At 55.9% G+C, this 12,304-nt stretch carries 9 protein-coding genes; 2 read left to right on the top strand and 7 right to left on the bottom strand.

Going from position 1 to position 12,304, the window contains the following annotated elements:
* Nucleotides 1–15: 15 nt before the first annotated feature.
* A complete protein-coding gene (locus Q1Q75_RS10310) occupies nucleotides 16–1,002 on the top strand; it encodes a hypothetical protein (RefSeq protein WP_300670067.1) in 987 nt (328 codons plus the stop codon).
* A gap of 237 nt (nucleotides 1,003–1,239) precedes the next feature.
* On the opposite strand, the gene Q1Q75_RS10305 is transcribed toward Q1Q75_RS10310, so the two are convergent.
* The 6 genes from Q1Q75_RS10305 to Q1Q75_RS10280 all read right to left on the bottom strand — a co-directional run bounded on the left by Q1Q75_RS10305 (nucleotide 1,240) and on the right by Q1Q75_RS10280 (nucleotide 8,325).
* Nucleotides 1,240–1,737 carry a lactoylglutathione lyase family protein gene (locus tag Q1Q75_RS10305; RefSeq protein WP_300670066.1) on the bottom strand — a complete coding sequence of 166 codons (498 nt, stop codon included), beginning with the start codon at nucleotides 1,735–1,737 and terminating at the stop codon, nucleotides 1,240–1,242.
* A gap of 285 nt (nucleotides 1,738–2,022) precedes the next feature.
* Nucleotides 2,023–3,126, bottom strand: a complete 1,104-nt coding sequence (locus Q1Q75_RS10300; protein WP_300670064.1) for an NADH:flavin oxidoreductase — start codon at nucleotides 3,124–3,126, stop codon at nucleotides 2,023–2,025.
* Nucleotides 3,127–3,226: 100 nt separating this feature from the next.
* The gene (locus tag Q1Q75_RS10295) at nucleotides 3,227–3,688 is read right to left on the bottom strand and encodes a metalloregulator ArsR/SmtB family transcription factor (protein WP_300670062.1); all 462 of its coding nucleotides are present in this window, start codon (nucleotides 3,686–3,688) and stop codon (nucleotides 3,227–3,229) included.
* Nucleotides 3,689–4,163: 475 nt separating this feature from the next.
* Nucleotides 4,164–5,249 carry a 3-isopropylmalate dehydrogenase gene (gene leuB / locus Q1Q75_RS10290; protein WP_366945194.1) on the bottom strand — a complete coding sequence of 362 codons (1,086 nt, stop codon included), beginning with the start codon at nucleotides 5,247–5,249 and terminating at the stop codon, nucleotides 4,164–4,166.
* A 336-nt stretch (nucleotides 5,250–5,585) separates the two neighbouring features.
* Nucleotides 5,586–6,545, bottom strand: a complete 960-nt coding sequence (locus tag Q1Q75_RS10285) for a bile acid:sodium symporter family protein (protein ID WP_300670058.1) — start codon at nucleotides 6,543–6,545, stop codon at nucleotides 5,586–5,588.
* A gap of 142 nt (nucleotides 6,546–6,687) precedes the next feature.
* On the bottom strand, nucleotides 6,688–8,325 hold the full coding sequence (locus Q1Q75_RS10280; protein ID WP_300670056.1) for a PfaD family polyunsaturated fatty acid/polyketide biosynthesis protein: 1,638 nt from the start codon (nucleotides 8,323–8,325) through the stop codon (nucleotides 6,688–6,690).
* 691 nt (nucleotides 8,326–9,016) lie between these two features.
* On the opposite strand from Q1Q75_RS10280, the gene Q1Q75_RS10275 reads away from it, so the two are divergent.
* A complete protein-coding gene (locus Q1Q75_RS10275; RefSeq protein WP_300670054.1) occupies nucleotides 9,017–10,174 on the top strand; it encodes a MalY/PatB family protein in 1,158 nt (385 codons plus the stop codon).
* Between the two features lie 646 nt (nucleotides 10,175–10,820).
* Here the strand turns inward: Q1Q75_RS10275 and Q1Q75_RS10270 are convergent.
* Nucleotides 10,821–11,927, bottom strand: a complete 1,107-nt coding sequence (locus Q1Q75_RS10270; protein WP_300670052.1) for a M20/M25/M40 family metallo-hydrolase — start codon at nucleotides 11,925–11,927, stop codon at nucleotides 10,821–10,823.
* Nucleotides 11,928–12,304: the final 377 nt, after the last annotated feature.

Raw genomic sequence — 12,304 nt, 5'->3', positions numbered from 1 at the left:
TCTGCAGGCATATTTTTGCTTTTGTTTTTGTTTCAGGGGTGTGGCGGGCCGGGGTGGTATGTGGCAAGGGATGTGGGGGCACCTGCGCATGTGCTGGTGGGATACGGGCAGGGAGACAGCATGGCCTCGGCCCGGTCGGAGGCGTCGCGGGAGATTGCCGAGGCTCTTCGGGTGAGCGTTCACTCTACCGGTGAGGTGGTTGCGGAGCGGGGCGCTTCAGGCCGTATGTTTTCTTCTCACTTTCGTGTGGATCTGGAGAGCCGGGTCAGCTTGAGTCATCTTACGATGGTGAAGCGGACCCGGGCTTCGGGTCGGTATTATGTGGCCCTGGGTTACGACAACCGCACCCTTTTTCAAAAGGTGGCTGCGGACCGTGAACACCTCTTAAAACGGCCCCTGGCGTTTGGCGAGGGCTATAAGGCGGCCCTTCCCCTCGCACGGGAGCTGGCGACCGCCGGGGTCTTTCCCTCGCAATTTCATCTGGTCAGGCGACACGGGGGGTGGACCCTTCGGGTTGACCCTGCGGTTTATCCTGTCGACACCGATGCGTGGTTTCGTCTCTGCTTTGTGGAAAAGACTGAGAATAAGGGTTTGCGCATAGGGGTCACCCCCGAGGGCCTTCTGGCGTCCGGTAGCCCTTATCAGGTTCATCTCTCTCCGCCTGAGCCCACCGGTTCTCTTTCCCTTTATCATGTCTCCGAGTCGGGGCAGGTGCTCTCTCTGATGACGAATCGGCCTGTGGACTCGCTTTCTCCCCTTACGTTCCCGGATGAAAATTTTTACGAAGGGCTTGAAGCGATCCCTGACTCCGCTCACGGAAGCCGGGATATGCTTCTTGTCCGATGGGATCCTGAGCCAATACATTCCGGGACTCCCCACGCCCCCATCTCTGTCACCCCCTTGTCCGAGAACGACGGACGCACTTTCAGCTACGGCGATCTTTTGGAACAGCTGCGCGACACCCGCTGGGCGAGTTGCTTTGTGTGGATTCAAGCTTTGTAGAAAATCTGCATGCGGCGGTAGGGGTGGCTAATTTACCTAAAAAGACGGGAGAGCATAAGGCTGTTTTGTAACTATTCAGATTATTCTTCCGGCGGCCCTGTCGGGGCTAAAGCTTTGAAAAGTTTAACAAACAGGTCTTAAAAATTCATTTCGGATGAATTTTGTTTTAAAGGCGGATGTGCTTCGCCCTTCGTACCTCGGGGCAAATCACATCCGCCTTACGTTCAGGCCCACTTATCAACCCTGATAGGCCCCAGCCGAATAGGTGAGTTCATAGCTGTGGGAGTAGATCTCAATGAGGTTCCCAAAGGGGTCCTCGCAGTAGACCATGCGGTAGGGCTTTTCGCCGGGGTAGTATTCACGCACGGGCATACGCTGCTTGCCGCCGTTGGCGACGATCTTTGCGGCGAGGCCTTCCACGTCCGGGTCCTGGACGGAGAAGTGGAACACCCCTGTTTTCCAGAATTCGAAGTTGTTTTCCGGTTTTTCCGCATTGGCAAATTCAAAGATCTCCACACCGATTTTGTCGCCGGTGGCGAGGTGAGCGATCTTAAATTTCCCCCAGCCCTTCCCGAAGACATCATCGCACATGATGCCGATGGCCGAATCGTCGGAGACAATTTCTGTAGGAGGCATGATCACATACCACCCCAGGGTTTCAGTGTAGAATTTGACGGCCTGTTCCAGGTTGGTGACGGAGATGCCAATATGGGAAAATGTTCGAGGATATGTCATGGTAAGGATCCTTATGTTTTTATCGTGTGGATAAATGTCTGCCAGTTGATTATTTTGCAATAATAAGCAGGCTTACGGATGCAGACAAGTAGGTACTTTGAGGTGGACTGCACACCTTTTGGTATTATTTGAGCGACGACGGACGTCTTTGAAAGATTTTTTTTATGGTTTCATGGAAGGACAAAATGTACCGCTGTCCGCCGGAGGTCCACCTATCCCCGCCAGTGCTCCCTGTGTACCCTCTCTTTTTTAAAACGCGATTCGGGTTTTTTCGGGAATGCGCTTTTATCGGGACGCTCGGTTCAGAATGCAGATGTTGCCGTCGTTACCCCAACACTTGTTGCAGGCCACGCAGCGTGGTTTCCCCTGGTCGCCCTGTTCCCATCGGTTCACAAGGTCTGGCTCGGAAAGCAGGGGGCGTGCCATGGAAAAATAGCCGATGGGGGTTGTATTTAGTATGTTCTCCAGTTTTTCAGGTGTTCGGTTCCCTCCTACAGAAATCACCGGGACGTTCAGGTGCTGGGCAATCCTTGCGGTTTTTTCTGCGAAATAAGACTGATTGGATGTCTTTAAAATCCCGTTGCGCATGGGACCCGCATTGGGGTAATTCTGGACATCCAGATTTCCACCGCTGAATTCAATCCCGGTAATCCCTTTTTTTTCAAGTTCCTTCGCCACAACCAGGCTATCCTCAAGGGAGAGGCCGTTCTCTTCCCAGTCATCGCAGCAATGCATTTTGATAAACACAGGATAGTCAGGTCCCACCTCTTTCCGGACAGCTTCAAGGGCTTCATAGATGATCCTGCCGCGGTTTTCTATGGATCCGCCATATTCATCCTGTCGGCGATTGTAGTAAGGGGAAAGGAACTGGCTAAAGAGATAGGTATGGGCACCGTGGATCTGAACCCCGTCAAACCCCCCGGCTTTAGCCCGCTTTGCCCCTTGGGCGAAGGCCTCAATCACTGTGCGGATATTTGCTTTTGTCATTTCTGTGGGAACGACTTTAAACAGAGGATGAGGAACGGCTGAGGGTCCCCAGATCTCCCGGTTCTCAGGTCTGAAATCAGTGGCAGATCCACCGTAGACGATCTGCATGATGATGTTGGCCCCTTCCGCCTTGATTTTTTCGGTGAAAGCCCGGTATTCCGGAACAAAGGAATCATCATAGATTCCCAGCATCCCGGGATTGGGTTGCTCCCCTTCAAGAACGAACGCATAGCCGGTGATGATGGTTCCCACGCCACCCCGGGCCAAATCCAGGTAAACCTGCTCCAGGTGGTCGGTCAAATGGCCTTTCTCGTCGGCCATGTTCATCCAGGTAGCGGAACGCCACAGGCGGTTTTTCAGGGTCATGGATCCGATATGTGTTGTGTCAAACAGTGTTTTCATAAGATTCCTTTGAGGCGTATCTATTAATTGAGATATCGCTTTTTTTCGATATGTAGAGGTATAAAAAATTTCAAAAGCCCAAGCCGGAAACAAAGAACAACTAAAGGTTGTCGATGTAATCGGCAGTTTGCCTGAGGGTTTCATCATTCCTGCGGTAATAGGTCCATTGCCCGATCCGCTGACAGGAAAGCAACTCCGCCTGCCTCATCATGTTCAGGTAGTGTGACACCGTGGACTGGGTCACCCCCGCTTTTTCCTGAATCAACCCGACGCAAACATATCCCTTCCCCTGTTCTTCATCCGGGAGATGAATCATGGGGGGAAAATGGGCATCCGGATCTTTCAGCCAAGAGAGAATTCGAACCCGCACAGGATTGGCAAGTACTTTGAAAATTTCATCCATATTCATGCGATATAGATATCGCGTTATCTCGATATGGTCAAGACAAAAATAGCCGGAATTTAACCGGACAAAATCGAGCAGGGGTATCAGCCCTTCTTCAGCCCTCACACAGAACCCTGCGTTCACACGGCAAGGGTAGCCCTTGCCATGAATTTTCATAGATGCTTTCTCGTGTTTGAGCTCAATTTCCGGCTTTGATAATCAAAAAATACGCAGGCCGGAATGCGACCGGAAACACAAAAAGGCCCTTTCGATATAAAATTAGGACTGTGCTCAAATAGATTTTGCAAAATAACTTTGATTAAATCACATTCGTATTTAAAACAAAATGCATTCAAGAAGAGTTTTTTAAGATTTTTTTATCAAGCTTTTCGGAGGTTTAGCCTCCTATCAGGGCCGCCGGAGGCGTAAGCTGAATAGTTACCATGCGAGTTCGGTTTCATGAAATAAAAAGGGGACACAGCGTTTGCTGTGTCCCCTTTTTTCATTATTATTGAGCTCTAAACGAGCACTGACCGGCCACGGGCGTAGCCCATCAGCGAATGTGATCAGCCCGAGGAACGAGGGCTGGGAGCATTCGCAACCCGCTTTCGAGGTGGCACACCTCGCCGCCGGAGGCTTGCTTTCCAGGCCCTTACATTTTTTTCAATTCAGCCACGATGGCGTCGCCCATGGCGGCGGTGCCGACTACGTTGCTGGCCTTTCGGGCGATGTCGGCGGTGTGGATGCCGGCTTCGAGGACATTGGAGATGGCCGTTTCGATGGCGTCGGCAACGTCGCCTAAGTCGAGGCTGTAGCGCAGCATCATGGTGGCTGAGAGGATCTGGGCGATGGGGTTGGCCACGCCCTGGCCGGCGATGTCGGGGGCTGAGCCACCGGCGGGCTCGTAAAGGCCGAAGCCGTCCGCGTTTAAGCTGGCCGAGGCCAGAAGGCCCATGGAACCGGTGAGCATGGCGCACTCATCGGAGATGATGTCCCCGAACATGTTGCCGCAGAGCAGGACGTCGAACTGGTGAGGATCTTTGACCAGCTGCATGGTGGCGTTGTCGATGTAGACGTGGTCCAGGGCCACTTCAGGGTACTCTTTGGCCACCTCGGTGACCACTTCGCGCCAGAGGACCATGCTGGTCAGAACGTTGGCCTTGTCCACGCTGGTGACCTTTTTGCTGCGTTTCATGGCGGCGTCAAAGGCGTTTCGGGCGATGCGCTCGATCTCGAAGCGGCTGTAGATCAGGGTGTCAAAGGCGGTCTCGTCGGGGCCTTCGCCGTGGCGTCCCTTGGGCTCGCCAAAATAGATGCCGCCGGTGAGCTCGCGAACGCAGAGGATATCAAAGCCGTCTTTGGCGATGTCGGCGCGCAGGGGGCAGGCGTCCACCAAGGTCTTGAAGACCTTGGCCGGTCGCAGGTTGCAGTGAAGCTTGAAGTGCTTTCGAATGGGGAGCAGGGCCCCGCGTTCGGGCTGTTCGGCCGGGGGGAGATTTTCCCACTTGGGGCCGCCCACGGATCCGAAGAGGATGGCATCGCTCTCCTCGCATACGGTGATGGTGGGCTCGGGAAGGGCTTTGCCCTGATTGTCGATGCCCGCGCCGCCGACATCTGCCCAGGTGTAGGCGAGTTCGAAACCATATTTCTTCTGGGCTGCGTCCAGAACCTTGACCGCTTCGGCCATCACTTCGGGGCCGATACCATCACCGGGTAAAACCGCAATCTTTTTCATCACACCACCTTAAATATGATTGTTGCCGAAATCGGCGCATCCGATTCGGCAGGGTTCTATAAGCACCCGGGAAGACATCGTGCCGGGCGTTTTTTTTAGCTGTCTTGTTAACCAATACTGTAACCTCTGTAGTATTGGTTAAGTCGGGGTGTTTTGTCAAGTCCGTGATGGAGATAAATTCAGGCTACGGCAGGGAAAATTTAAAAAAAGTTTCCGGCGGTAAGGTGCGCCACTTTGAACCCAGGATTGCGAATACGCTGCTGTTTTTTAAGCCTGTTTCTGTTATTTTTCAAGAACTTGGCCTCCGGCAGCTTCGCCGGAGTCTTTTTTCAAACAGATCTATTGCGCCGTTAGCACGGTGTGTCCCTTTTTTTCTTCTTTTTTTGCATCCATCAGGGTCCACACCGTGGCCAGAAAAGACCCCGACAAGTTGTGCCAGAGGCTGAAGAGGGCACCGGGAAGGGCAGAGGCCGCGGTAAAGTACTTCAGGGAGAGGGCCACGGCCAGGCCGGAGTTCTGCATGCCCGCTTCAATGGCGATGGTTCGGCAGGTTTTCTCATCGCAGCCGAAGAGTTTCGGCAGCCCGTAGCCTGCGGCGAGGCCGCAGCCGTTGTGAAGCATGATGGCCAGGGCCAGAGGCAGGGCAATGGTTGAGAGGCGGGTCTGGTTGAGGCCGATGATGATGCCGATCAGAAGGACGATGGTGACCACTGAGATAAAGGGGAAGATCGGCTGAATTTTTTTGAGTTTGTCCTGAAACAGGGTGTTGAGAAGAATCCCGCAGGCCACGGGGATTACAACAATCTTTAAGATACTCAAAAACATGGGGAGCATGGCCACGGGGACGGTTGCGCCCACGTAAAAGTTGGTGAGCAGGGGGGTGAGGAAGACCGCCAGAAAAGTGGAGGCCGCCGTCATGACGATGGAGAGGGGGACATCCCCTCCCGCAAGAAAGGCCACAACATTGGAGGCGGTACCGCCGGAGACGCTGCCCACCAGAACCATCCCTACCATGAGCTCGGTGGAGAGCCCCATGGCTTTGGAGATCAGGTAGGCCGCCAGGGGCATGATCAGGTATTGGATGCTGACTCCCAGCATGATGATGTGGGGGCGCTTTAAGGGCTCTTTAAAATCGCTGGCACGTAGGGTGGCCCCCATGCCGAACATGACCACCATGAGCAGGGGCACGATAAGAGGTTTTAAGGGGGCAAAGGCATTGGGCAGCAAGGCGGCTGCGACACAGATCAAAACGGCCCAGACGACGAACAGACGGTTGAATTGTTCAATCCACTTCAGCATGTATTTCTCCAGATCAGAGGGTGATGCGTTATTCTTCCGATTCGGTATGTTGACCGGTTGAAAACGGTCTGTAAACAATATTTACAGTGATCGCTTGATATCATGCAGGCAAGGGGCTTTGGGAGGAACATTTTCGATAGGCCTAAGCTGAATGAATTTCTATCGAGCACCCGGAGAGTTCGGCGTGGGGTCTGGGCAGAAACCGGATTCCGGCAAGGCTGGGGAACTGGCTGGCCAGGATGCGGGAGCGGGCCTCAACGGAGGCGCCGACCAACAGGTTGAAGGCGACGGTGGTGACGTCCCGGCCTTCGGGCCTGGCAAGCGGGGTCTCTTGGGTCCAGGCGTTGAACGCGCCGATGGCCGGTCCACACCAGATCTGGAAGTCGCCGGATTTTTGCGTAAGGCCCTGGATGGCCCAGAGGGAGGCCTGGCCGAGGTAGCTTCGGAAGACCAGGGCCATTTTGTGCCGGGGGTTGGTTTCGGCTTTGATGACCTGGGTGGGGTCCCGGTCCTCAAAAAACAGTTTCGTGTCTTGCCACACCTCGTTGAGGGTTTTACCGAAAATTTTCTGTTCGACAAAGGCGCGATCGGCCTCGGGGATGTCTTCAAGGCTGGATGCGGACTGGTAGATGGCGTGGAGCCGGGCGGCGCGCATGGCGAACAGGGTGCCTCGCTTCAGGACCTGGACTTTTCCGCCCATCTCGAACATGTCGGCGGCTGGAGCCATGGTGATATCGGCCTGGCGGGCCTGGGCCAGCAGGGCCTTCACCTTGTTCGAGGTGCCAGCCTCTCGGCAGGCCTGATTGACGGTGCCGGTTAAGATGTAGTCGGCGCCCATGGCAAAGGCGGCGGCGGCAGAGACCGGGGCGGCGATGCCTCCGGCCAGTCCGACCCCGATTTTTTCCGGGTACCCGTGGGTTTCCATCAGCCGATCCCGGACCGCCTGAATCGCCGGGAGAAGCGCCAGGGCCGGGCGGTTGTCTGTGTGACCTCCAGAGTCGGCCTCTGCGGTGATATCATCGGCCATGGGGATGCGGGGGGCCAGGGCCATCTCGGTGTCGGAGATAAGGCCCCGGGCGTGAAGCTTTTTCAGGATCTCGGCCGGGGGAGGGGTCATGAATTTTTCGGCGAGCTCTTCCCGAGATAGCTTTGCGATGATTTTATTGGGCACCACCACCTGCCCATCCGCTCCCAGGTGAATGCCCGTGACCCGGTAGCGCACCAGGGCGGCGGTCATGGTGAGAAAGGCGGCCGCGCTGACGCAGCGGATCTCTTCCTTAAGGTAGAGCTCACACAGGACCATCTCCGCTTCGGGGGCGCCGTGGTGATGAAGAAAATTGAAGCCAAAGGGGAAAGGGTCGGCCTGGGCGGCTTTTTTGAGGCGGGAGATGGCCTCTTTAATGCGGGTGACGCTGCAGCCTCCGGCACCGAAAAATCCAATCATGCCGTTTTTCCCGGCCGCCTCCACCATGGCTTCGCTGGTGATGCCGTTGGCCATGGCCCCCATGATATAAGGAAAACGCAACCCGTGCCGCTTGAGAAAGCTGCGGGATCCGAGCTTGGAGATGGGCAGGGGACGGACCGTGGCCAGGGCCGGCAGCCAGTCATGACCGGGTTTTCCGCATCCGACGCGGACCTCTCCCGAGGTGTGGGCCTCCGGCCCGTTGCCGGTGTCCACCAGGTAGAAGGGGCGGTCAATGGTTTCAAGGGCCTTGCGAATATCGACGGGAGCGTCGTTTGCGGCAGTGGCGTGCCACCAGGATGGTACAGATTCGAACATCAGGAGTTCCCATTGGGTTCGTGCACGGAGGAGACCCAGGTGGGCTTTCTCGGTTGCGGTTGTTGTGAAGAGTTTATTCCGGAAGGATTTACATGTTCAATCGGGTGATTGTCAAGCGTTGGTGTGACGGGGCAGGGGATGCGGACATGGGGGCCGGACTTTCAAGGGCCTCCCGGGATGAATACGTGCTGGTTTCCAGTCGGTGTTTCTTTGCGTCGGTTTGTAACTATTCAGCTCATGAAAAGCAGCCTCCGGCGGCAAGGTGTGCCACCTTGAAAGCAGATTGCGGATGCGTTTTGCCCCCATGTCACGGAGTAGCCGCAGGCGAAGACGGATCGCTTGTCGCGCCGTAGCCCATTGACGTTGGTCGAATGGTGGCGCATAGACATGGGCGTAGGCGGACTTGTCACGCCGGAGGCTTTTGCGTAGGCGGACTTGTCACGCCGAAGGCTTTTGCGTAGGCGGATCCCTCGGGTCAAATCACATCCGCCTTCAAACATGAATTGATTGGGTTTCCTCATAAAAGCCTGTTTGTCAAACTTTTCAAAAGTTTGGCCCCCGGCAGGGCCGCCGGAGGCGTAAGCTGAACAGTTACGTCCAAACACCGCATTTTTTCTGGCCCCTCGTCTCCGTCAGGGGTATATTCACCCTGCCGGGGCGCTGCCCCTGATTTTAATCACAAGGAGTTTTTATGAATTTTGACCGGCCCGTTGACCGAAAAGGGACGTCGAGTGTGAAGTGGGAGTGGTTTAAGGGGGAGGATGTGCTGCCCCTTTGGGTCGCGGATATGGATTTTGCAGCACCCGAGGCCGTGACCACGGCGCTGGTTCGGCGCGCGGGACATCCTGTCTACGGGTATACGCTTCCCAGTGATGCCTTGTATGAGGCTGCGCTGGGGCACATTGAGAAACATTTTGGCTGGAAGGTGGAGAGGGATTGTCTCCTTTTTATTCCCGGGGTGGTGACGGGATTTAATGTGGCAGCGCGGCTCGTGGGAGAAACAGAGGCCATCGCCGTGCCCAGCCCCGCCTACCCGCCTTTTTTATCGGCGGCGAAAAACGCCCGGCGAGAGATGGTGAAGGTGTCTCTGCCCGTGGAGAACGGGCGGCTTGTGATCAACCGAGATGTCCTGGAAGCCCAGGTCACCCCCGAGACAAAACTTCTCATGCTCTGCTCTCCTTATAATCCCGGTGGAACCCTGTTGACGAAAGAAGAACTCTCCGGCATCGTCGACTTCTGTGAGGAGCGGGATATCCTGATCTGCTCCGATGAGATTCACGCGGACCTGGTGATGGACGAGTCCAGAAAACACATCCCCACCGCCTCCCTTTCAAAAGTCGCGGCCGCCCGTACCGTCACCCTCATGGCCCCGAGCAAGACCTTTAACATCCCCGGCCTTGGCTGCGCCATGGCCATTATCGAAGACGAAACGCTTCGCACCCGCTTTAAAGCCGCCATGGACGGGATCGTTCCTTATGTGAACCTCATGGGCTACGAAGGGGCCACGGCCGCCTACATCCACGGCAGCCCCTGGCTCAAAGAGGTTTTATCGTATCTCAAAGAAAACCGTGACTACGCCTTTAAGCGCCTTGCCGCCATGAAAGGGCTGAAACCCCTCCTCCCGGAAGCCACCTATCTCATCTGGATGGATGCCAGGGATCTCGGGGTGAAAGACCCCGCCGCTTTTTTTGAAGCAGGCGGCGTGGGGCTCTCAGATGGTGCCCACTTCGACGCCCCCGGATGGCTCCGGCTTAATTTCGCCTGCACAAGAGCTGTCCTGCAAGAGGCCTTGGATCGCATGGAAAAAGCGATCGAAACGCTAAAAAGCATGCCTCCGGCGGCAAGGTGACGCCACCTTGAAAGCGGGTTTGCGAATGCTCCCCGGCTATCGGTACTTGCGGCACCCCGCGTCCGCGTCCGCGTGAAGGGTGAGGGGGTGCCTCGTGTGTCGCAAGCGCATACGTTACCGGTGCTTCCGTATCAACTCATGGGTTGATATTAACCGGAATAACTCCGGCGGCGAGGTGAACCTCCTCGAAAGCGGGTTTGCGAATGCGCATCGGGTGTCGTCATTTGTGGCGGCAATGCGTTCGCATTCGCGCAGAGTTTAAGGCCCTGCACCGTGTGCCACAAGGGCATGGGGTCTTAGGAACGAACATTATTCGCGCTTTGCCCACCCTACGATGCCGCCGTAATCTCACCGGTGTGGGTGATATTGGGGCCTGGGATGAACAGGGAACTCATGGCTTTAACGGGAATCACTCAGGCGGTGAGGGCCGTTCAGCAGAACGGCCCCGCTCCCAGGTTTTTCGGAAGAATGAAATCGGTGTCTCCTGCCGTGACGGTCGTTATATTTCATCCTTCGAGCGAATGCCCCGAAAGCGCATGGATAAAGACGGCCTCCACGCATTCGCAACCTGCTTTCAAGGTGGCACACCTTGCCGCCGGAGGCTTTTTCCCCTTTGATATTTTTTTCCCTTTGACCTTTCTTTCCCTTATCCCATCTCTTTCATAACCGCTTGCAGCACCTCCCAGCCCTGTGCCAGAGAATCGATGACGAGAAATTCCTCGTGGCTGTGGAAGCGGCCGCTTTGGCAGAGGCCCACGCAGACGGATGGCCAGCCGTGGGAGAGGGGGAGGTTGATATTGGTGCTCATGGGGACCTCCGTGGGGGTGATCCCTGTGGCGTTTTGGATGGTCTGGATGACCAGGGGTTCGATGCGGGCGCGATCCACGGGCTGGGCGGCGGGGCGTTCTCCGGTGAGGGCGCAGGTGAAGGTGATTTCTTCGGTGGGGTGATTTCCGAGGCACTCTTGAAGGTCCTGGTCCAGTTGGGTGAGGAGGAGGGGATCGACGCTTCGGAACTCAAAGGTGGCCGAGGCGTTGGCTGCGATGGAGTTGATCCCTTCCCCGCCGGTGAAGGTGCCGATATTGCAGGAGGCTTCACCGGGGCGGGAGGCGTTGGTTTTGGCGAATCGTTCTTTGACCTCGGTCAAAAGGGCCATGAGGGCGTCGATGGCGCTTGGCAGGCCGAAGTCGCTCCAGCTGTGGCCGCCCGGGGCTTTGGCGGTGATACGATAGCGCCGGGATCCCAAAGCGGTTAAGGAAATATGGTCGAAGTTGAGGTCACAGGAGACAAAGAGATGGGGCGGCGTTTTTTTCTCTTTTACCAGGTGCCGGACCCCTTTGAGGTTGCCGTCGCCCTCTTCGCCGGTGGAGAAGAGGATCAAAAAGGGGCGCTTCAAAGGGGCTTCCTGTTTTGAAAGGTCCACGGCCAGGTGGGCCAGGAGGCTGACGGCGGCGAGGTCATCGGCCACGCCCATGCCGATGAGTCGGCCCCCTTCCCGGGTCACCTCTGCTTCAAAGCCTTCCTGAACCACATCCATGTGGGCATCGAAGACCACCGTCTCTTCCCAGGGGCCGTCGCCTATAAGCACCCGAAGGTTTCCCGCCTCATCCACACGTGAGTCCACGCCATGCTCTGCAAAAAACTGCTCCAGTACCTGTCTTCTTGGTGCCTCCCCCAGGCTCGGACCCGGTGTCTCCGCCAGGGCGATCAGAAGGTCTATACAAGCCTCTTGTTGAAATGAGCGATTCATCATGCGTTCCTTCTATTGTCACTGTTCAGATCATGAAAAGCAGCCTTCTATGGCTAAAGTCGGGGGCAAAAACGTGCCTCCGGCGGCAAGGTGTGCCACCTTGAAAGCAGGTTGCAAATGCGCTTTAGATTTACCCAAGATTGTTTTTTAAGACCTGTTTGTCAAACCCGTCTTTATAAAATCGGGTAAAAGTTTGGCCCCCGGCAGGGCCGCCGGAGGCATCTTTAGCCTGGTTGCCGGCGGCAAGGGTCGCGAAGCCACTTAGGCTAAAACACCTTAAATGCATTTTCATCCTTTCTGCAATGTCTCCTTTGGCTTGAAACGCTGTCGTGATGATCAGAACAGGAGTCATCCGGGTAATTTTTGAACTTACCCTGCCC

The organism is Desulfoluna sp. (assembly GCF_030145185.1).
GTDB lineage: Bacteria > Desulfobacterota > Desulfobacteria > Desulfobacterales > Desulfolunaceae > Desulfoluna.
Note: the sequence above shows the minus strand (reverse complement) of the source record. Positions and strands in the feature narration are given on the sequence as shown.

Excerpts from the sequence above, each read along its gene's own strand:
- Q1Q75_RS10305 (WP_300670066.1), bottom strand. The coding sequence starts at position 1,737 with ATGACATATCCTCGAACATTTTCCCATATTGGCATCTCCGTCACCAAC.
- Q1Q75_RS10300 (WP_300670064.1), bottom strand. The coding sequence starts at position 3,126 with ATGAAAACACTGTTTGACACAACACATATCGGATCCATGACCCTGAAA.
- Q1Q75_RS10295 (WP_300670062.1), bottom strand. The coding sequence starts at position 3,688 with ATGAAAATTCATGGCAAGGGCTACCCTTGCCGTGTGAACGCAGGGTTC.
- Q1Q75_RS10285 (WP_300670058.1), bottom strand. The coding sequence starts at position 6,545 with ATGCTGAAGTGGATTGAACAATTCAACCGTCTGTTCGTCGTCTGGGCC.
- Q1Q75_RS10280 (WP_300670056.1), bottom strand. The coding sequence starts at position 8,325 with ATGTTCGAATCTGTACCATCCTGGTGGCACGCCACTGCCGCAAACGAC.
- Q1Q75_RS10275 (WP_300670054.1), top strand. The coding sequence starts at position 9,017 with ATGAATTTTGACCGGCCCGTTGACCGAAAAGGGACGTCGAGTGTGAAG.
- Q1Q75_RS10270 (WP_300670052.1), bottom strand. The coding sequence starts at position 11,927 with ATGATGAATCGCTCATTTCAACAAGAGGCTTGTATAGACCTTCTGATC.